Annotated in this window: 17 protein-coding genes; 8 read left to right on the forward strand and 9 right to left on the reverse strand. The window is 65.2% G+C overall.

What is annotated here, in order from left to right; all coding sequences use genetic code 11:
- The first annotated feature begins 267 nt into the window (after positions 1 to 267).
- Positions 268 to 1,629 (forward strand): NorM family multidrug efflux MATE transporter, encoded by a 1,362-nt coding sequence (locus ACSMEV_RS03100; RefSeq protein WP_459207208.1) that lies wholly within the window; start codon positions 268 to 270, stop codon positions 1,627 to 1,629.
- Here ACSMEV_RS03100 and ACSMEV_RS03105 read toward each other — a convergent pair.
- Positions 1,626 to 3,287, reverse strand: a complete 1,662-nt coding sequence (locus ACSMEV_RS03105; protein ID WP_459207209.1) for a putative bifunctional diguanylate cyclase/phosphodiesterase — start codon at positions 3,285 to 3,287, stop codon at positions 1,626 to 1,628. The genes ACSMEV_RS03100 and ACSMEV_RS03105 overlap by 4 nt on opposite strands.
- A gap of 237 nt (positions 3,288 to 3,524) precedes the next feature.
- Here ACSMEV_RS03105 and rep point away from each other — a divergent pair, with 237 nt between their 5' ends.
- Both rep and ACSMEV_RS03115 read left to right on the forward strand, forming a co-directional pair.
- Positions 3,525 to 5,534: a DNA helicase Rep gene (rep, locus tag ACSMEV_RS03110; protein WP_459207210.1), complete on the forward strand. Its 2,010-nt coding sequence runs from the start codon at positions 3,525 to 3,527 to the stop codon at positions 5,532 to 5,534.
- A gap of 126 nt (positions 5,535 to 5,660) precedes the next feature.
- On the forward strand, positions 5,661 to 6,230 hold the full coding sequence (locus ACSMEV_RS03115) for a xanthine phosphoribosyltransferase (protein ID WP_459207211.1): 570 nt from the start codon (positions 5,661 to 5,663) through the stop codon (positions 6,228 to 6,230).
- Between the two features lie 41 nt (positions 6,231 to 6,271).
- Here ACSMEV_RS03115 and ACSMEV_RS03120 read toward each other — a convergent pair whose 3' ends face one another.
- The 5 genes from ACSMEV_RS03120 to dadA all read right to left on the reverse strand — a co-directional run bounded on the left by ACSMEV_RS03120 (position 6,272) and on the right by dadA (position 12,048).
- Positions 6,272 to 8,140 carry an acetyl-CoA hydrolase/transferase C-terminal domain-containing protein gene (locus ACSMEV_RS03120; protein WP_459207212.1) on the reverse strand — a complete coding sequence of 623 codons (1,869 nt, stop codon included), beginning with the start codon at positions 8,138 to 8,140 and terminating at the stop codon, positions 6,272 to 6,274.
- A gap of 201 nt (positions 8,141 to 8,341) precedes the next feature.
- Positions 8,342 to 8,728 carry a c-type cytochrome gene (locus ACSMEV_RS03125; RefSeq protein ID WP_459208285.1) on the reverse strand — a complete coding sequence of 129 codons (387 nt, stop codon included), beginning with the start codon at positions 8,726 to 8,728 and terminating at the stop codon, positions 8,342 to 8,344.
- A gap of 175 nt (positions 8,729 to 8,903) precedes the next feature.
- The gene (locus ACSMEV_RS03130) at positions 8,904 to 9,452 is read right to left on the reverse strand and encodes a cupin domain-containing protein (RefSeq protein ID WP_413045784.1); all 549 of its coding nucleotides are present in this window, start codon (positions 9,450 to 9,452) and stop codon (positions 8,904 to 8,906) included.
- Positions 9,453 to 9,551: 99 nt separating this feature from the next.
- Positions 9,552 to 10,625: an alanine racemase gene (alr, locus tag ACSMEV_RS03135; RefSeq protein ID WP_459207213.1), complete on the reverse strand. Its 1,074-nt coding sequence runs from the start codon at positions 10,623 to 10,625 to the stop codon at positions 9,552 to 9,554.
- 121 nt (positions 10,626 to 10,746) lie between these two features.
- A complete protein-coding gene (dadA, locus tag ACSMEV_RS03140; protein WP_459207214.1) occupies positions 10,747 to 12,048 on the reverse strand; it encodes a D-amino acid dehydrogenase in 1,302 nt (433 codons plus the stop codon).
- Positions 12,049 to 12,203: 155 nt separating this feature from the next.
- Between dadA and ACSMEV_RS03145 the strand changes: the two genes are divergently transcribed.
- A complete protein-coding gene (locus tag ACSMEV_RS03145; RefSeq protein ID WP_028693190.1) occupies positions 12,204 to 12,692 on the forward strand; it encodes an Lrp/AsnC ligand binding domain-containing protein in 489 nt (162 codons plus the stop codon).
- Positions 12,693 to 12,695: 3 nt separating this feature from the next.
- On the opposite strand, the gene ACSMEV_RS03150 is transcribed toward ACSMEV_RS03145, so the two are convergent.
- Positions 12,696 to 13,049, reverse strand: a complete 354-nt coding sequence (locus tag ACSMEV_RS03150) for a YkgJ family cysteine cluster protein (protein WP_459207215.1) — start codon at positions 13,047 to 13,049, stop codon at positions 12,696 to 12,698.
- A 317-nt stretch (positions 13,050 to 13,366) separates the two neighbouring features.
- On the opposite strand from ACSMEV_RS03150, the gene ACSMEV_RS03155 reads away from it, so the two are divergent.
- Positions 13,367 to 14,305 carry an RHS repeat-associated core domain-containing protein gene (locus ACSMEV_RS03155; protein WP_459207216.1) on the forward strand — a complete coding sequence of 313 codons (939 nt, stop codon included), beginning with the start codon at positions 13,367 to 13,369 and terminating at the stop codon, positions 14,303 to 14,305.
- A 257-nt stretch (positions 14,306 to 14,562) separates the two neighbouring features.
- Positions 14,563 to 15,849, forward strand: a complete 1,287-nt coding sequence (locus tag ACSMEV_RS03160) for an NAD(P)/FAD-dependent oxidoreductase (protein ID WP_459207217.1) — start codon at positions 14,563 to 14,565, stop codon at positions 15,847 to 15,849.
- Here ACSMEV_RS03160 and ACSMEV_RS03165 read toward each other — a convergent pair whose 3' ends face one another.
- Positions 15,850 to 16,068 carry a DUF1127 domain-containing protein gene (locus ACSMEV_RS03165; RefSeq protein ID WP_459207218.1) on the reverse strand — a complete coding sequence of 73 codons (219 nt, stop codon included), beginning with the start codon at positions 16,066 to 16,068 and terminating at the stop codon, positions 15,850 to 15,852. It abuts the gene before it with no gap.
- Positions 16,069 to 16,241: 173 nt separating this feature from the next.
- On the opposite strand from ACSMEV_RS03165, the gene ACSMEV_RS03170 reads away from it, so the two are divergent.
- Positions 16,242 to 17,672 (forward strand): aminotransferase-like domain-containing protein, encoded by a 1,431-nt coding sequence (locus ACSMEV_RS03170; RefSeq protein WP_459207219.1) that lies wholly within the window; start codon positions 16,242 to 16,244, stop codon positions 17,670 to 17,672.
- A gap of 60 nt (positions 17,673 to 17,732) precedes the next feature.
- Positions 17,733 to 19,289 (forward strand): phospholipase D family protein, encoded by a 1,557-nt coding sequence (locus ACSMEV_RS03175; protein ID WP_459207220.1) that lies wholly within the window; start codon positions 17,733 to 17,735, stop codon positions 19,287 to 19,289.
- 10 nt (positions 19,290 to 19,299) lie between these two features.
- On the opposite strand, the gene ACSMEV_RS03180 is transcribed toward ACSMEV_RS03175, so the two are convergent.
- Positions 19,300 to 20,442, reverse strand: a complete 1,143-nt coding sequence (locus ACSMEV_RS03180) for an MFS transporter (RefSeq protein WP_459207221.1) — start codon at positions 20,440 to 20,442, stop codon at positions 19,300 to 19,302.
- Between the last annotated feature and the right edge of the window lie 64 nt (positions 20,443 to 20,506).

Raw genomic sequence — 20,506 nt, forward strand, 5'->3', positions numbered from 1 at the left:
CGAGCCTGTGCGGCAGCGCTGGAGTTGCCTGATCTCTGAGCGTTGAATGTGTACGCGCGGTGGATCACGGGCAGCCTTGCATAGGACGGCTCAGGCTCGCCCACCTATGGACCCGGCGCCGCGCACGGGACGATACTGACCAGCGCCCGCGCGGTCTCGCCGTACGCCGGACGGCCCCTGGGCCAGGACGCGGCGCAGAATTGCTTTTGTACAACCCCGCCCCAGGCCTCAGAATCGGCGGTCCGCCCCGCTCACTCGAAGGCCGCCATGCACGTCGCTCCGCTCACCGAACTCAAAGCCCTATTGCGCCTGGCGGGACCGCTGATCGCCTCGCAGTTGGCGCACATGCTGATGGTGCTGACCGACACCCTGATGATGGCCCGCATCAGCCCCCAGGCCCTGGCCGGCGGTGGCCTGGGCGCGGCCAGCTATTCGTTCGTGTCGATCTTCTGCCTGGGCGTGATCGCGGCGGTGGGCACCCTGGTGGCGATCCGCAAGGGCGCCGGGGACGTCGCCGGCGCCACGCGCCTGGCACAGAACGGTCTGTGGCTGGCCTGGGGCCTGGCCCTGCTGGCCGCCATGGCCTTGTGGAACCTCAAACCGCTGTTGCTGCTGTTCGGCCAGGACCCGCAAAACGTCGACAGCGCCATGCAGTTCATGACCGTGCTGCCGCTGGCCCTGCCCGGCTACCTGACCTTCATGGCCTTGCGCGGCTTCACCAGCGCCTTGGGCCATTCCACCCCGGTAATGGTCATCAGCCTGGTCGGCACCGTACTCAACTACCTGTTCAACCACGCCCTGATCGAAGGCCTGTATGGCCTGCCGCACCTGGGCCTGATGGGCATCGGCCTGGTCACGGCGGTGGTCTCGCTGGGCATGGCCATCGCCCTGGCGCTGTACATCCGCTGGCACCCGATCTACGCCCCCTACCCGCTGCGCCAGGGCCTGGCGCGGCCGTCGCTCAAGGCCCTGCGCGAACTGCTGCGCCTGGGCCTGCCCATCGGCGGCACCTACATGGTGGAGATCGGCCTGTTCGCTTTCGCCGCGCTGTGCATGGGTGTGCTGGGCAGCACCGAACTGGCGGCGCATCAGGTGGCGTTGCAGATCGTCTCCACGGCCTTCATGGTGCCGACCGGCCTTTCCTATGCGGTGACCATGCGCGTGGGCCTGTATTTCGGGGCGGGTCGACTGCTCGCCGCGCGCAGTGCCGGGCGTGTGGGTATCGGCTTCGGCGCGGTGCTGATGTTCGGCTTCGCCGCGCTGTTCTGGCTATTGCCCGAGGCGCTGGTGGGGGTCTTCATCGACCGCGACGACCCGGCCTTCGCGGCCATCTTCCAGCTGGCCGTGGCGCTGGTGATGGTGGCCGCCTGGTTCGAGCTGTTCGACGGTGTACAGACCATCGCCATGGGCTCGATCCGTGGTCTGAAGGATGCCAAGACCACCTTCCTCATCGGCCTGGGCTGCTACTGGCTGGTCGGCGCGCCCTGTGCCTGGCTGTTCGCCTTCACCCTAGGCCACGGCGCGGTCGGCATCTGGTGGGGCCTGGCGCTGGGCCTGGGCTGCGCTTCGGTGGCGCTGACCTTTGGCTTCGAGTGGCGCATGCGCCGCTTGCTGGCCCGCCAGGCTTAATGGGCCAGCGCGCGGCTGGCGCCACTGAGCAGGTAGGCCTTGAGCGCGTCGATCGGCAGTGGCCGGCTGACCAGAAAGCCTTGCACCTGGTCACAGCCGAAACCGCGCAGCCATTCCAGTTGTTCGTCGCTTTCCACGCCCTCGGCCACCACTTCCAGGCTGAGGTTGTGCGCCAGGTTGATCATGGCCGGCACCAGCTTGCAGTTGTCCTTGCGTGCGCCCATACCGGCGACGAAGCTGCGGTCGATCTTGAGCAGGGTGATCGGCAGGCTGTTGAGGTGCACGAACGATGAGAAACCGGTGCCGAAGTCGTCCAGGGAGAAACGCACGCCCAGGCGCCCAAGGGCGTCCATGGTCTGGCTCACCTGCTCGTTGCGGCGCATCACGGCGGTCTCGGTCAGCTCGAATTCCAGCCAGCGCGCATCGACGCCATGCTCGGCGATCAACCGGCTCAAGGTCGCCAGCAACTGGCTGTCCTGGAACTGCCGGAAACTCAGGTTCACCGCCATGTGCAGCGGCGCCAGGCCGCTGTTTTTGAGGTGCTGCATGTCGCGCAGGGCACGCGAGATGACCCAGTAGCCCAACGGCACGATCAGCCCGCTCTGCTCGGCCAGAGGCACGAACTCGCTCGGTGGCAGCAGCCCGCGATCGCCGTGGCGCCAGCGCACCAGCGCTTCCAGGCCGACGATGCGCCCGTCGGCCAGGCTCAGCCGTGGTTGATAGTGCAGCTCCAGCTCGTCGCGGCGCAGCGCCCGGCGCAGCTCGCCTTCCAGGTCGGCCAGGCTGCGCGCGTTACTGTTGATGCGTTCGTTGAACAGATGGAACGTGCAGCCCTGCACGGCCTTGGCCTGGCGCATGGCGATGTGCGCGTGCCACATCAGGGGGTCGGCGCCGCCTTGCGCGCGGGCGTGGGCCAAGCCCAGGCTGCTGCCCAGCAGCAGGCTCTCGCCGTCGATCCAGTACGGCTCGGCCAAGGCCTCGGTGATGCGTTCGGCGATGCGCTGGGCGCGGTCGCCGTCGTGCTGGGTGTCGATCAACAGGGCGAATTCGTCGCTGCCCAGGCGCGCCAGATGGTCGCCGGCCTCCAGATGCCGCTGCACGCGCGCCACCACTTGCAGGATCAGGCGATCGCCACCCTGGTGGCCAAGGGCGTCGTTGACGTGGCGGAAGTTGTCCAGATCGAGGTGGCCCAGGGCCAGGCCGAAGCCTTCGTTCTGCGCCAGGCGTGCGCTGAGCAGGGCCTGGAAGCCCTGACGGTTGGCGATGCCGGTCAAGGGGTCCTGCTTGGCCAAATGCTGCAAGGTGGTGAGCAGCAGGCCACGTTCGCGTACATGACGCAGCGAGCGGCGCATCACATCGCCGTCGAACTGGTGGCGCACCAGCCAGTCGCTGGCCCCGACCGGTGCGCTCGAGGGCTCGGCGTCGAGCAGCAGGATCGTCGGCAACGCACAGCGCCCCGGTGCCGGTTGCAAGCTGGGAGTGGCCAGCAGGATGGCCTGGCGATCGTCGGCGAACAGACGGTCGACCGCGTCCCAATTCGGTGCGTCCAGCAACACCATTCGGCCTTCGAGCCCTTGCAGGCAAAGGCGCAATTGCGCGGCCCACTCCGGGTCATCGGCCAACAACAGCAAACGCAAGGGTTCGGCAGGCGCAGACACGCAGGCTCCTTAGACGCAAAAGGCATGGCGACGGACGACCGTATGCTACTCCACAACTGGAAATGGTTCTCAACAAAATGGAGGCACATTGCCGTATATCGCGTCACATTCTGTCGTGCATGCTGCGCCAAAAGTACGGGTGGCGGCAAATGTCATTTGCACGGCGGACGGTCGCGCCATGGCCGTGCATGCCTGCTAGAATGCGCGGCTATTTTCTGGCTACCCCCGGTTTACCGCATGTCCCGACTCAACCCCCGGCAGCAGGAAGCGTGCGACTACGTCGGCGGCCCCCTCCTGGTCCTAGCCGGCGCAGGTTCGGGCAAGACCAGCGTGATCACCCGCAAGATCGCCCACCTCGTGCAGAAGTGCGGCATCCGCGCCCAGTACATCGTCGCCATGACCTTCACCAACAAGGCCGCGCGCGAAATGAAGGAGCGGGTCGCCACCCTGCTGCGCCCCGGCGAAGGCCGCGGCCTGACGGTGTGCACCTTCCACAACCTGGGCCTGAACATCATCCGCAAGGAACACGCGCGCCTGGGCTACAAGCCCGGCTTCTCGATCTTCGACGAGACCGACATCAAGGCCTTGCTCTCGGACATCATGCAGAAGGAGTACTCGGGCGACGACGGCATCGATGAAGTGAAGAACATGATCGGTGCCTGGAAGAACGACCTGATCCTGCCCGCCCAGGCCCTGGAACAAGCCCGCAACCCCCGCGAGCAGACCGCCGCCATCGTCTACACCCACTACCAGCGCACGCTCAAGGCGTACAACGCGGTGGACTTCGACGACCTGATCCTGCTGCCGGTCAAGTTGTTCGAGGAGCACCACGACGTGCTCGAACGCTGGCAGAACCGTGTGCGCTACCTGCTGGTGGACGAATACCAGGACACCAACGCCAGCCAGTACCTGCTGGTGAAGATGCTCATCGGCCAGCGCAACCAGTTCACTGTGGTCGGCGACGACGACCAGTCGATCTATGCCTGGCGCGGCGCGCGCCCGGAAAACCTGATGCTGCTCAAGGAAGACTATCCCTCCTTGAAAGTGGTGATGCTCGAGCAGAACTACCGCTCCACCAGCCGCATCCTGCGCTGCGCCAACGTGCTCATCGCGCACAATCCCCATGCCTTCGAAAAGCAGCTGTGGAGCGAGATGGGCGTGGGCGACGAGATCCGCGTGATCCGCTGCAAGAACGAGGACACCGAGGCCGAACGCGTGGCCATGGAAATCCTCACCCTGCACCTGCGCACCGACCGCCCCTACAGCGACTTCGCCATCCTCTACCGGGGCAACTACCAGGCCAAGCTGATCGAGCTCAAGCTGCAGCACCACCAGGTGCCGTATCGCCTGTCGGGCGGCAACAGCTTCTTCGGCCGCCAGGAGGTCAAGGACCTGATGGCCTACCTGCGCCTGCTGGTCAACCCGGACGACGACAACGCCTACCTGCGGGTGATCAACGTGCCGCGTCGGGAAATCGGCTCGACCACCCTGGAGAAGCTCGGCAACTACGCCACCGAGCGCGGCGTGTCGATGTACGCCGCCAGCGAGGAGCTGGGCCTGGGCGAACACCTGGATGCGCGCTACACCGAGCGTTTGCAGCGCTTCAAGCACTGGCTCGACGGCGTGCGCCACAAAGTGGCGCTGGACGACCCGATCGCGGCGCTGCACGCCATGGTGCGCGACATCGACTACGAGAACTGGATTCGCCAGAACACCGCCAGCGACAAGGCCGCAGAGTTCCGCATCAGCAACGTCTGGTTCCTCATCGACGCCCTGAAGAACACCCTCGAGAAAGACGAAGAGGGTGACATGACCATCGAAGACGCCATCGGCAAGCTGGTGCTGCGCGACATGCTCGAACGCCAGCAGGAAGAGGAAGACAACGCCGAAGGCGTGCAGCTGATGACCCTGCATGCCTCCAAGGGCCTGGAATTTCCGTACGTGTTCATCATGGGCATGGAGGAGGAGATCCTCCCCCACCGCTCCAGCATCGAAGCCGACACCATCGAGGAAGAGCGTCGCCTGGCCTACGTGGGCATCACCCGCGCCCGGCAGACGCTGGCGTTCACCTTCGCCGCCAAGCGCAAGCAATACGGCGAGATCATCGACTGCACCCCCAGCCGCTTCCTCGACGAACTGCCGCCCGAGGACCTGGCCTGGGAAGGCCTGGACGACGCCCCGGTGGAGGTCAAGGCCGCGCGCGGCAACACCGCCCTGGCCGACATCCGGGCCATGCTCAAACGCTGACCGGGCACCGAATTCGTAGCTGAACCCACACGGCGTCGCGACCCCCGTCGAGACGCCCATGAAGCATTCAACCTGTGCTCCGGCATCATGGGCCGGGGCCATTTTCGTGACATCGAGGACACCACCGTGGAAGCACTGCAGCAGAAGATTCGCGACGAAGGCATCGTGCTTTCCGACCAGGTTCTGAAAGTCGATGCGTTTCTCAACCATCAGATCGATCCTGCCCTGATGCAGTTGATCGGCGACGAGTTCGCGCGCCTGTTCGCCGAGGCGGGCATCACCAAGATCGTCACCATCGAAGCCTCGGGCATCGCCCCGGCGGTGATGACCGGCCTGCGCCTGGGCGTGCCGGTGATCTTCGCGCGCAAGCACCAGTCGCTGACCTTGACCGAAAACCTGCTGACCGCGTCGGTGTACTCGTTCACCAAGCAGACCGAGAACACCGTCGCCGTCTCGCCGCGCCACCTCAACAGCAGCGACCGCGTGCTGGTGATCGACGACTTCCTGGCCAATGGCAAGGCGTCCCAGGCGCTGATCTCGATCATCAAGCAGGCCGGCGCCACCGTCGCGGGTATCGGCATCGTGATCGAGAAGTCGTTCCAGGGCGGCCGCGCCGAGCTGGACAGCCAGGGCTACCGCGTGGAATCGCTGGCACGGGTGAAGTCGCTGGAAGGTGGCGTGGTGAGCTTCCTGTAATCAGGAGCGTGCGCCTTTGAAGAGCGGCCAGTTCGGCACTTCTACCTGTGACGGGTCGCTTGCAATGCGGCCAACAGCAAACGCCGTTGCAGCTTTTGCTTGAAACCCTGTGGCGTCTCCAGCTGCATGCGCCGCAACTGCGCGGCGTAGGCGTCCGGCGACGGCGCGCCCAGCGCGGCCTTTGCCAGCTCCAGCGCCTTGCCGGGTTTGGCCCGGCGCTTGAGCCAGTCCAGCGCCCGCAGCAGGTCGGCCTCTTCATCGGTGAAATCGCTGCCCAACGGGAAGTCCGAAAAGAACTGCCCGTGGCGCGCACGAATCCGCTCCAGGCGTTCGGGATAGTTGTCGGTGAACCGCGCAGGCAGCTGGAAATCCTTGGCCAGCTTGCCGGCTTTCTTGGCCTGGACCATCAGGCCCGCCTGGAAACGCGAATCGCACACCGCCAGCAACCGCGCGATCACCTCGCTGTCGGTCTGCCCGCGCAGGTCGGCGATGCCGTACTCGGTCACCACGATGTCGCGCAGGTGGCGCGGGATGGTGCAATGGCCGTACTGCCAATACAGGTTCGAGCTGACCTTGCCCTGCGCCTCGCGCCAACTGCGTAGCAGCAATACCGAGCGCGCGCCCTCCAGCGCGTGGGCCTGGGCGACGAAGTTGTACTGCCCGCCCACGCCGCTGAGCACCCGACCGTTTTCCAACTGGTCGGCCACACCGGCGCCCATCAGGGTCGCGGCGAACACCGTGTTGACGAAACGTGCGTCGCGACGCTGACGCCGCTTGCGCGCCTCGTCGCCGTGCAACTCGTTGATAAAGCTGATGGCAGTCATGGCGAAGCGTTCGCGCTCGGCCAGAGGCATGTCGCGCAGGTGCTGGTAGAAACGTCGCGGGCCGAGGAAGAAGCCACCATGCACCAACGCACCGTGTTCGTCGGCCGGGCGCCGCACGATGCCAGCCTCAGCCAGCACCAACAAGCCGTTGACGAACATTTCGCTGCAACCGTACAGCCCTTGCGCAAAGGGTTCGAGGCCGCCCTCTTCGTCGATCAGCGCTTGCCAGGGGCTCAGGTCCAGCGCTTCGAGCAAGCTCCGGTACCCGCCGTTGTGCTGCTCGCGGGCCAGCAGCGCCGCAGCCACCGCATCGCCCATGGCGCCGATGCCGATCTGCAAGGTGCCGCCATCGCGCACCAGGGCGCTGACGTGCAGGCCGATGCAGTGGTCCTGAGTGGTCACGGGCATGTTGGGCGTAGAGAACAGCCGACGCTGCTCGGGCTCTGCGATCAGCAGATCGAACTGGCTTTCGCTCAGTTCGGCATCGCCCGGCATGTACGGCAGCTCGGCGTGCACCTGGCCGAGCACGAGAATGGTTTCGCCCGCCGTACGGCGCTTGACGACCAGCGGCAGCAGGTCGAGGGTGATGTCCGGGTTGCAGGCCAGGCTCAGCTGGCCCGACCGCTCGGGCGTGGCCGCCACCAGTTGGGCGACCAGGTTCAGGCCCTTGGCGTTGATGTCGCGGGCGGCGTGGCTGTAGTTGCTGCTGACGTAGTCCTGCTGCGCGGCGTCGCTGTGCAGCAGGCTGCCGGGCTGCATGAAGAACTGTTCGATGCGGATGTTGGGCGGTAGGCAGTCGCGGCGCAGGTCGGCCAGGTACTCGAGCTCTTCGTAGTCGGCGAACACCCGCTCGACGAAGGGTTCCAGGAAACGGCGCTGCAAGCCTTCGCCCAAAGGCGGGCGCCCCAAGCTCAGGGCCGTGTAGATCGTGAGGCGCCGTTCAGGGCAGTCACGGATGCGCGCATACAGGGCGTTGACGAAGGCATTGGGCTTGCCCAGGCCCAGGGGCAGGCCCATGTGGATGTGGGCCGGAAGCTGCGCCAGCACCTGGTCTACCGCCTGTTCGATCGAGCACCGCTGCGCCATCGTGGCCTCCATGAGCGTCCGGGGATGCGCACGTTGGACCCGTACTCAGGCGCTTTTGCTGCATGTCTGCTCGATGCATGCGACCCATGCGAATGGCATCTGTCGCAGCGAACAACTGGTGCCTCGGTTTACCTACGATGGCCGATGCACCCTCAGGCAGACACGCTGCGGCGGCCGTACAGGTCGTGTCAGACGTTGCGGTTACAGGCCCGACATCTTCTGGATCGCCTGCTTGAGTTCGTCGTCCGAACAATCAGCGCAAGTGCCGCGTGGCGGCATGGCGTTAAGACCAGTGATGGCCTTGGCGAGGATGCCATCCAGGCCGCCCTGGTGGTCGGCGCGTTCCTTCCAGGCGGCGGTGTCGCCGATCTTCGGCGCGCCCAGCAGGCCAGGGCCGTGGCAGGCGTTGCAGTGCTTGGCGATCACCTCATCGATGTTCTTCGCACCGCCCGCACTGCTGGCCGTCGCCGCTACTTCCAGGCCCTTGCATTCCTGCCCCTGGACGCACACCTGCCCCACGGGCGCGAGGCGCTTGGCGAGGTCGTCGTTGCTCGTCGCCTGGGCCCCGAGCGCCCACAGGGCGAGCATAACGGCTGGGAGGGCCAGCCTCGTCTTGATCTGGTTCACGCTTACACCCTCATGGTGGCTGATCTCGCCCACGGCCACGGTCTACGCGGGCGCCGGGAGTATAACGACAAGCCTTGACCCCCGAAACGACCCCACATTGCAAAGGGCTATCGAACAGCCGATAGTCTGCGCCAGATCAAAAGTTCGAGGGGGTGGCCGCGCTGATCAGCCGCGCAGGTTCGGCGAAGGGGTTGCGAAAGCGGTGCGGGCGGGTGCTTTCGAAGTAGTAGCTGTCGCCAGCTTCGAGGATGAAGGTCTCGTGGCCGACCACCAGTTCCAGGCGCCCTTCGAGGAGGATGCCGGTCTCTTCGCCATCGTGAGTGAGCATCTCGATGCCGGTGTCGGCACCTGGCGGGTAGATCTCGTTGAGCAAGGCGATGGCGCGGTTGGGATGGGACTTGCCGACCAGCTTCATGGTCACGGCGCCGTCGGAGATGTCGATCAGCTCATCGGCCTTGTAGACGATCTGTGCGGTGCTTTCGGGTTCCAGCTCGACGGAAAAGAACTCCACCATCGACATGGGAATGCCACTGAGCACCTTGCGCAGCGAACTGATCGAAGGGCTGACGCTGTTCTTCTCGATCATCGAGATGGTGCTGTTGGTCACCCCGGCGCGCTTGGCCAACTCTCGTTGGGAGAGGCCCTTGAGCTTGCGAATGGCTTGCAGTCGTTCGCCAACGTCCAAAGCGGAGCCTCCTGAAACGGTCGAATAGCGGCAAATGTGGCCGATATGATGGCAACCGCGTTCAGGATTTACAACACTGCGGCCTGCGCGTCGGCTGCGTCACTCGCCCGCGTAATCGCGTGGCACGCGCTTGAGGTTGCAGAAGATCTGATAGGGAATAGTGCCGGCCTGGGTCGCCACGTCGCTGGCGAGCACCTGCTTGCCCCACAGCTCGACCGGGCTGCCGACCACTGCCTCGGGCACGTCGGTCAGGTCGACGCAGAGCATGTCCATCGACACCCGCCCGATCAACCGCGTGCGCGTGCCGGCCACCACCACCGGCGTACCCGTGGGCGCCTGCCGGGGGTAGCCGTCGGCATAACCCATGGCCACCACGCCGACGCGCGACGCCTGCGTGGTGATGAAGTGGCCGCCGTAACCCACCGGTTCGCCGGCCGGCAGTTCGCGCACGCTGATCAGGCGCGATTGCAGGGTCATCACCGGTTGCAGGCGCGTGGCTTCGGCCTGGGGCACCTCGAAGGGGGTGGCGCCGTAGAGCATGATGCCGGGGCGCGCCCAGTCGCTGCGCACCTGGGGCCAACCCAGCACGGCCGGCGAGTTGCTCAGGCTGCACTCGGCCGCCAGGCCCTCACGGGCGGCCTGGAACACCGCCAGTTGCTGCGCGGTGGTGTCGGCATCGAGCTCGTCGGCGCGGGCGAAGTGGCTCATCAGCACGATGCGCGCCACCTTGCCGCTGGCCAGCAGCCGCTGATAGCCGTCGCGGTATTCGAGCGGCGACAGGCCGGCGCGGTGCATGCCGCTGTCGAGCTTGAGCCAGATCTTGAGGGGCTTGTGCACGGGCGTCCGTTCGATGGCCTCCACTTGCCACAGCGAATGCACCACGCACCACAGGTCATGTTCGGCGATCAGTGCCAGCTCGCTGGCCTCGAAGAAGCCTTCTAGCAGCAATACCGGGGCTTTGATCCCTGCCGCACGCAACTCCAGCGCCTCTTCGATGCAGGCCACGGCGAAGCCGTCGGCCTCGGTTTCCAGCGCCAACGCGCAGCGCACCGCGCCATGGCCATAGGCATCGGCCTTGATCACGGCCAGCGCCTTGGCGCCGGACAGCTCGCGGGCGAGACGGTAGTTGTGGCGCAAGGCCTGGAGGTCGATCAGGGCACGGGCGGGACGCATGTCTGCAGCCTTCTGGCAGGTCGGGTGATAAGACGAACCCAGGCACGCGGCGGCCTGGGTTTGCAAGGGCCGGCGTACCGGCCCTGGTTTCGAAGTGCCGGCTGGCCGGCTTTCTGTCGGGTTACGAGTGGGCGGGCGTTGGCTGGCCCTGGCGAGCGGCGTTCTGGCCTTGGCCATAGCGCGAGATGTCCAGCCCTGCCGCACTGATCTGCGGCGTCTTGCGCGCGATCAGGTCTGCCAGCAGGCGCCCGGACCCGCATGCCATGGTCCAACCCAGGGTGCCATGGCCGGTGTTGAGGAACAGGTTGCGCAACCGCGTCGCGCCGACGATGGGCGTGCCATCGGGGGTAGCCGGGCGCAGGCCAGTCCAGAATTCGGCTTGGCGCAGATCACCGCCGCGAGGATAGAGATCGTTGACGATCATCTCCAGCGTTTCTCGCCGACGCGGGTTCAAGCTGAGGTCGTAGCCAGCGATTTCCGCCATGCCGCCCACGCGGATGCGCTCGTCGAAACGGGTGATGGCCACCTTGTAGGTTTCGTCGAGGATGGTCGAAGTCGGCGCCATGGCCGCGTTGGTGATCGGCACGGTCAGCGAATAGCCCTTGAGCGGGTACACCGGCGCCTTGATGCCCAGCGGCTTGAGCAACTGCGGCGAGTAGCTGCCCAGAGCCAGCACGTAGCGGTCGGCGGTTTCCAGCTTGTCGTCGATCAGCACGCCGTCGATGCGGTCGCCACTGGCCTGCAACTGCTGGATGTTCTGCCCGAAACGGAACTCCACACCCAACTGCCGGGCCATCTCGGCCAGGCGCGTGGTGAACAGCTGGCAGTCGCCGGTCTGGTCGTTGGGCAGGCGCAACGCGCCGGCGAGGATGTCCTTGACCCCGGCCAGGGCCGGCTCGGCCCGGGCGATGCCATCGCGGTCGAGCAGCTCGAAGGGCACACCGGAGCGCTCCAGCACGGCGATGTCCTTGGCCGCGGCATCGACCTGGGCCTGGGTGCGGAACACCTGGGTGGTGCCCAGGGTGCGGCTCTCGTAGGCGATGCCAGTTTCGGCGCGCAGCTCGTCGAGGCAATCGCGGCTGTACTCGGACAGACGCACCATGCGCTCCTTGTTCAGGGCATAACGGCTGGCAGTGCAGTTGCGCAGCATCTGCGCCATCCACAGGTACTGGTCGACGTCGCCGGTCAGCTTGATGGCCAAAGGCGCGTGGCGTTCGAGCAGCCACTTGATGGCCTTGAGCGGCACCCCGGGCGCCGCCCAGGGCGAGGCATAGCCGGGCGAGATCTGGCCGGCGTTGGCAAAGCTGGTCTCCATGGCCACCGCCGGTTGGCGGTCGACCACGGTCACCTGAAAACCTTGTCGGGCCAGGTAGTAAGCGCTGACGGTGCCGATCACACCGCCACCCAGTACCAGAACTCGCATTGTCGCTTCCTTTGCGCGGCGTGCCGCGGGCATTCGCTGAGGTGGGTAGGAATGGGCGCAGTATAAAAACTACCCGCCAGTGCATTTCACTGTATAAACGCCTATATTTGGCGACAATTCTCGGCACTTTGGCCTTTCACGGAGGGGCATCCCCTATGAGAACCCAGCATCAGAGCAAGCGCGAACTGGACAAGATCGACCGCAACATCCTGCGCATCCTGCAGAACGACGGGCGCATCTCGTTCACCGAGCTGGGCGAAAAGGTCGGCCTCTCCACCACGCCCTGCACCGAGCGCGTGCGGCGCCTGGAGCGCGAGGGCATCATCATGGGCTACAACGCCCGCCTCAACCCGCAGCACCTCAAAGGTAGCCTGCTAGTGTTCGTCGAGATCGGCCTGGACTACAAGTCGGGCGACACCTTCGAAGAGTTCCGCCGCGCCGTGCTCAAGTTGCCCCATGTGCTGGAATGCCATCTGGTGTCGGGCGACTTCGACTATCTGGTCAAGGCGCGGATTTCCGAGATGGCTTCCTACCGCAAGCTGCTCGGCGACATCCTGCTCAAGCTGCCCCACGTACGCGAGTCGAAGAGCTACATCGTCATGGAAGAAGTCAAAGAGAGCCTGTGCCTGCCGATTCCGGACTGAGCCTCAAACCAGCACCTGCCGGGTGCTGGCGATGAAGCGGTGCACCAGCCGCTCGGCCTCGGGCTCGATCGGCGTCGCCGGCCCGCGGCCACGGGGGCAGGCCATGCGCGGCGTGGTGCCGAACAGCCGACAGATCATCGGCCGATCTTCGTACACGGTGCAGCCGTCGGGGCCTAGATGCACGCAATCCAGACGCTCCAGCGCCGCCGCTTGCTCGGCTACCGACTTGCGCGGCAGGCAGGCCATCTCCTCGCTGGAAGTGGTCACCGGCCCGCAGCAGTCGTGGCAGCCGGGTTCACAGGCGAAAGTGGGGATCAGCTCGCGCAGAAAATGGATCTTGTGGCGGTTTTCGGACATAGCGTTCAAAGCGTTGGGTGGGGGCAAAGATGATACATCGCCCGATTAGCGTTTTTGTCCAGCCATACTCCACCACGCCCGTTCCACACGCTCGAAACATTGTGAGGCTTCATGATGACGTGCCCAATGCCAGCAACCTGATTTACCGCTTTGGTCGTACAGGTGACGGTACGGCTACCGCATGCTTGAGCGAGAAACTATAGTCGTTTCCACGCCGTGGGCCGCGCATTTCAAACACCCCTGATAATTTTGTCAGTTGCCCTGACCTCGCCGTTACTCAACAATCCCATCTCAGCTAAATTCACGAGTGCGGCCTTATGATCACTCTCTCCGATAGCAGAATTTTTTATAACGGCGAATCAGTAAGCGTCGTTGAGAACAGCGGCTACGGCAGGTATGTACTTCACGTAAAAAATATACCGTTGGCCCAAGGACAGGCCGCTGACAAGGCCACCTCTTCACTGCATGCCACGCTGTTGGCGACTGAGCAAAATGGCTCTGTCCTAAGCCAAGTCGAGCCTGGCACAAGGGCGGCGCATACCTACTCCGTCTATGGTTACGACAACCCACCCGCCGAAGAAAACGCCTTGCTCGGTTTTACAGGGCAGCTTCGCCTTCTGCGATCGATCTACTCATTGGGCAAGGGGTATAGGATTTATAACACGGGCATCAGACGCTTTTGTTCGCCCGACAGCTACAGCCCCTTCGGGCGGGGTGGCCTAAATGCGTATGCCTACTGCGAGAATGATCCGATCAACCAAGTCGATCCAACCGGGCATTCTCGCCGCTCAATGGCAGGGAGAATGTCTCTAAATGATTTCAAGAAAATCTCACCGGCAGAAAGGCTCACCCTGCGACAGGGTCAGCTCGAAAAAAACATGACCGAAAGAGGCGAAATAACCAAGTCCATAAACGCCCTACCCCGGCCGAGAACGGCCAACTCCGGACTGACTTCAACTGAGCGCTCGAGTAACGCTGAAACCCGTATAAAGAGATCAGAACTCTTGGCCAAGCGGGAGCAACTGGATACACAAATAAGCACGAATAAACAGCTCATTGACCTGCATCAATCGTCGAGCAGGCCTGTGCTTGAAAATTCCATTACGTCGCCCCAGGCGTCAAGTTTCGAGCGTTTATCCAAGATGATGAACGACCCAGAAAATAAGGGTTGGGATGACTTTATTCGTGCAAACCCGACCGCCACTCTGTCTGCCTACGAAATTTCCAAATACAACGGGAATATCCGCGAGAGTTGAAACCACTGTGGATGGTGATCTTTGGCTTGAGGCCAATGCTTTGAGTCCTCAAGGAAGGCCTGTTCACTCAAATCGGTGGCGAAACTCAAGCAAAACGGCGGTCTGCCCTGTCGGCAGAAACCACCCTGCTCTTGCTCGACAGGCCTCGAGCCTCGGCCATGTTCCCAGGCGTAGCGGCTGCAATTTTTGTGGGGACGGTTGTCGAGGCTCCGAATGGCCACTTATGCTCTTGCGCAGGCCCCAACCGAGCAACTCGAATGATCGCCACAGCGTCTTCTTCCTACTACGCCGCCAGCAGTGTGCCCACACCTGAATACCCCCTTCTGACTGGGGCATGCGAGGCCGACGTCTGCATCGTCGGCGGCGGCTTTTCCGGGCTCAACACCGCCATCGAACTCGCCGAGCGCGGCCTCTCGGTGATCGTGCTGGAAGCGCAGCGCATGGGCTGGGGCGCCAGCGGGCGCAATGGCGGGCAGTTGATTCGCGGCGTCGGCCATGGTCTGGAGCAGTTCCGCAAGACGCTCGGCGACGACGGTGTGCGCAGCTTGAAGCTGATGGGCCTGGAGGCGGTGGAGATCGTGCGCCAGCGCGTCGAGCGCCATGCCATCGCCTGCGACCTGACCTGGGGCTACTGCGACCTGGCGAACAAACCCGGCGAGCTGGACGGTTTCGCCGAAGACGCCGAGGAGCTGCGCGGCCTGGGCTATGCCCACGAGCTGCGCCTGGTCAGCCAGGCCGACATGCACCAGGTGGTGGGCAGCCAGCGCTATGCCGGCGGCCTGATCGACATGGGTTCGGGGCACCTGCACCCGTTGAATCTGGCGCTGGGCGAGGCGGCCATGGCGGCGCGCCTGGGCGTCGGTCTGTACGAGCAGTCCGCCGTCACGCGCATCGACTACGGCCCGCAGGTGGTGGTGCACACCGCCCAGGGCCAGGTCCGCGCCGACACCCTGGTGCTGTGCTGCAACGCCTACCTCAACGGCCTCAACCGCGAGCTGGGCGGCAAGGTACTGCCGGCCGGCAGCTACATCATCGCCACCGAGCCATTGGGCGAGGAACGCGCCCGTCAGCTGTTGCCGCAGAACATGGCGGTGTGCGACCAGCGGGTGACCGTGGACTACTACCGACTGTCGGCCGACAAGCGCCTGCTGTTCGGCGGCGCCTGCCACTACTCCGGGCGTGATCCGCAGGACATCGCCGCCTACATGCGCCCGAAGATGCTCAAGGTGTTCCCGCAACTGGCCGACGTGCGCATCGACTACCAATGGGGCGGGATGATCGGCATTGGCGCCAACCGCCTGCCGCAGATCGGCCGCCTGGCCAGCCAGCCCAACGTGTTCTACGCCCAGGCCTACTCCGGTCACGGCCTGAACGCCACGCACCTGGCCGGGCGCCTGCTCGGCGAGGCCATCAGTGGCCAGGCCGGCGGGCGCTTCGAGCTGTTCGACAAGGTGCCGCACATGACCTTCCCCGGTGGCCGGCACCTGCGCTCGCCGCTGCTGGCGCTGGGCATGCTCTGGCATCGGCTCAAGGAACTGGTGTAGTCAGCCCTTCCAGAAGGGTTTGGCGGCTTCCGCCTGGGCTTGCTGCAGGCTCAGGCCAACATCGCGCAGTTCCGCTTCGGTCAGCGTCAGCAGGGCCTGGCGGGTGCGCCAGCGGCGCAGCAGACGCTGAGCGCGCGTCAATCTCGGTTGGGCGCCGTATTCGTCGAACGCGGCTGGCTGGAGGGCGGACGTGGGTGAAACCTCGCTGAAGCCTTTCATGGTGGTCGCTTCCTGATCGTGGCTGGGCAGGAGCACAGGATGCCGGGTGCAGCGTATGGGGATACAGACTCAACCAAGATCGATTAAATCCATACAGAACACGCCGAAACAGCCGTGAATGGGGTATTTTCCTGGCATCTGTAACGGTTTTACTGCTGCCCCAGGAGTGCGCCATGACGCTGTATGCCAACCTTGCCGAACTGCTCGGAGACCGTATCGAGCAAGGCCTGTACCGCCCGGGCCAGCGCCTGCCCTCGGTGCGCGCGCTGAGCCTGGAGCATGGCGTGAGCCTGAGCACCGTGCAGCAGGCCTATCGCCTGCTCGAAGACAACGGCCTGGTCTCGCCGCGGCCAAAGTCCGGCTACTTTGTCAACGAGGGCCGCAGCCAGGCGGCGCTGCCTGCGGTCAGCCGACCGGCGCAGCGGCCGGTGGAAATCTCCCAGTGGGAGCAGGTGCTGGACCTGATGAGCAGCACCCCAAGCCGCGAGGTGATCCAGCTGGGGCGCGGCATGCCCGACGTCGACACCACCACCCTCAAGCCCCTGCTGCGCAGCCTGGCGCAGCTCAGCCGGCGCCTGGACATGCCGGGGCTGCATTACGACACCATCCACGGCAACCTGCGCCTGCGCGAACAGATCGCCCGCCTGACCCTCGATTCGGGCTGTCGCCTGGCGGCCACCGACGTGGTGGTGACCACCGGTTGCCACGAGGCGCTGTCGTGCGCTATCCGCGCGGTGTGCGAACCGGGCGACATCGTCGCGGTGGAGTCGCCAAGCTTCCACGGTGCCATGCAGACCCTCAAAGGTCTGGGCATGAAGGCCATGGAAATCCCTACCGATCCGCTGACCGGGATCAGCCTCGAAGCCCTGGAGCTGGCCTTGGAGCAATGGCCGATCAGGCTCATCCAGGTCACCCCCAGCTGCAACAACCCGCTGGGCTACGTCATGCCCGAAGCGCGCAAGAAAGCCCTGCTGAACCTGGCCCAGCGCTTCGACGTGGCGATCCTCGAAGACGACGTGTACGGCGATCTGGCCTACACCTACCCCCGCCCGCGCACGATCAAGTCGTTCGACGACGACGGCCGCGTGCTGCTCTGCAGCTCGTTCTCCAAGACCCTGGCGCCCGGCCTGCGGGTGGGCTGGGTGGCGCCTGGGCGCTACCTGGAGCGGGTGCTGCACATGAAATACATCAGCACCGGCTGCACCGCCGCCCAGCCGCAGCTGGCGATCGCCGACTTCATCGCCGAAGGCCACTACCAGCCGCACCTGCGCCGCCTACGCAGCCAGTACCAACGCAGCCGCGACGTGATGAGCGATTGGGTGGCGCGGTATTTCCCGGCCGGCACCCGGGTCAGCCGTCCGCAGGGCGGGTTCATGCTGTGGGTGGAACTGCCCGAGCACTTCGATACCTTACGGCTCAACCGTGCCTTGCTCGAACAAGGGGTACAGATTGCCGTGGGCAGCATCTTTTCCGCCGCCGGCAAATACCGTCACTGCCTGCGCATGAACTACGCCGTGCGCCCCTCGGCCGAACTCGAAGCGGCGGTGCGCCGCGTGGGTGAGACCGTACGACGCCTGCTGGCAGAAGACGACAGCGCTGAGTAACTTTGCCTTACTTCGCAGGGTCCATACCTGCGGACCTACTGCGTACAGGACGCCCCCACCTTGAAACTCCAGCGAGCATTGCCCTTCGTACTGGCGCTGCTGCTCGGCCTGGCCGGCTGCGCCAGCGTCAGCCCGCCGCGCCAGACCAGCCAGGCCCTGCCCGCCGAGCAATCGGCCTTCGGGCGCTCGGTGCTGAGCCAGGCAGCGACCCACGACGGCCGCTCCGGTTTCCGTCTGCTGCCCAACAGCACCGAGGCCTTCCATGCCCGCGCCGAGCTGCTGCGCAACGCGCAAACCAGCATCGATCTGCAGTACTACATCGTCCATGACGGCCTCAGCACCCGCGCCCTGGTGCACGAACTGCTCGCCGCCGCCGACCGCGGCGTGCGCGTGCGCGTGCTGCTCGATGACACCACCAGCGACGGCCTGGACAGCCTGATCGGCACCCTCGCCGCCCATCCCAACATCCAGATCCGCGTGTTCAACCCGCTGCACCTGGGCCGCAGCACGGGCCTGACGCGCACTGCCGGGCGCCTGTTCAACCTATCGTTGCAACACCGGCGCATGCACAACAAGTTGTTCCTGGTGGACAACAGCATGGCCATCGTCGGCGGTCGCAACCTGGGCGACGAATACTTCGACGCCGAGCCCAACCTCAACTTCACCGACATCGACATGCTCGGCATCGGCCCGATCGCCGAGCAGTTGGGCCATAGCTTCGACCAGTATTGGAACAGTGCCCTGAGCCGGCCGATCGACGATTTTCTCTGGCGCGAGCCCGATGCCGACGCCCTAAAGACCAGTCGCCAGCGCCTCGACGCTTCGCTGGCCCAGGCACGGGTCGAGCGCAAGGCGCTGTACGACCGGCTGATGGCTTGGCAACGGGCACCGCGCCTGGCGCAGTGGCGCAAGGAGCTGATCTGGGCCCATGGCCAGGCGCTGTGGGATGCGCCGAGCAAGGTGTTGGCCAAGGACGAACCCGACCCGCAACTGCTGATGACCCAACAACTGCTGCCCGAACTCCAGCAGGTGCGACACGAGCTGATTCTGATCTCGGCTTATTTCGTACCGGGCAAGACGGGCCTGGTCTACCTCACCGGCCGTGCCGACCAGGGCGTGAGCGTCAAGCTGCTGACCAACGCCCTGGAAGCTACCGACGTGCCGGCAGTGCACGGTGGCTACGCACCCTACCGCCGCGCCCTGCTCGAACATGGCGTGCAACTGTTCGAGCTGCGCCGCCAACCCGGCGATCCCAGTTCCACGCGCGGCCTGAATTTCCGCGGCAGTTCCGATTCCAGTCTGCACAGCAAGGCGATGGTCTTCGACCGGCACAAGACCTTCGTCGGCTCGTTCAACTTCGATCCGCGTTCGGTGCTGTGGAACACCGAGGTGGGCGTGCTGGTGGACAGCCCGAAACTGGCCGAATACACCCGCGCGCTGGCCTTGCAGGGCATGGCTCCGGACGTCAGCTATCGGCCCGTGTTGCAGGACGGCAAGCTGGTATGGATCACCGAGGACAACGGCCAGATGCATACCCTGACCCGCGAGCCGGGCGGCCTGTGGCGGCGCTTCAATGCCTGGGTCGCCAAAGCGGTAGGGCTGGAGCGGATGCTCTAGAACAGCCGACTCAAGCCTTGGCGGCGGGCGCGAACGCGCCGGGGCGTCGTGTCAGCCAGACCAACCCCGCAGCGCCGGCCGCCATGATCCACAGCAGGGCATGGCCGCTGATCCACTGGCTGCCCGCCCCGGCCAGCAACGGCCCGAGCAGGCAGCCGATGCCCCATAGCTGGGCCACATGGGCGTTGGCCCTGACCAGCGCATCGTCCCGGTAGCGTTCGCCAATCAGCACCAGCGACAGGGTGAACAGGCCACCGGCGCTGGCGCCGAACAGCACCCACAGCGGCCAGATCGCAGGCGTATGCAGCAGTAGCGGGATCGTCAGGCTGGTCATCAGCAAGGTCACCGCGCATCCCGTGAACAACAGGCGCCGCGACAGGCGATCGGCCAGCGCGCCGATGGGCAGTTGCAGCAGCGCATCGCCCACCACCACGGTACTGACCATGAACAGCGCCAGCTCGGCGGTGAAACCCTGTTGCAGGCAATACACCGGCAATAGCGTCAGAATCATCGCCTCGAAGGCGGCGAACAGGGCGATGGCCCAGGCGATCACCGGCAGGCCGCGGCAGAAGCCGACCAGGTCGCGCAGGCCGACGCTGCACGCTTCGGTGACGGGTGCGCCGTCACGGCCCAGCAGTATCAGCGGCGACAGCAGCAACAGCCCGGTGGCGGCCCAGAAGCCGAAATCGTGGTCCGAACCCAGCACGCCCAGCAGCAACGGCCCCGCCAACTGGCTCAAGGCATAGCTGCTGCCATACAGCGCCACCAGACGCCCACGCCACTGCTCGACCACCAGCTGGTTGATCCAGCTCTCGCCCAGCACGAACACCACGGTCAACGACATGCCGATCAACAGGCGCAGCCCCAGCCACAGCGGGTAGCTGGGCAGCACGGCCACCAGCCCGATCGACAGCGCCCCGCCCCACAGGCACAGGCGCATCGCTGCCGGCACCCCGACCCACCCCGCCAGTCGGCTGGCGAAGCTCGCCCCCAGCAGCACACCCAGCGCCGGCATGGCGGCCATCACGCCGATGGCGAAGCCGCCGTAGCCCTGCTGCTCCAGGCGCAGCGACACCAGCGGCATGCTCACGCCCAGCGCCAGGCCCACGCTCAACACGGCCGACAGCACGGCGAAATAGGTTGCCCAGCGCATGGCGGCTCCTTGGCGAAAAGTGTGCGAACGACGGAAACGACGCAGCCGGAGCGACGTATCGGCC

It is taken from the genome of Pseudomonas sp. MLB6B (genome assembly GCF_054508135.1).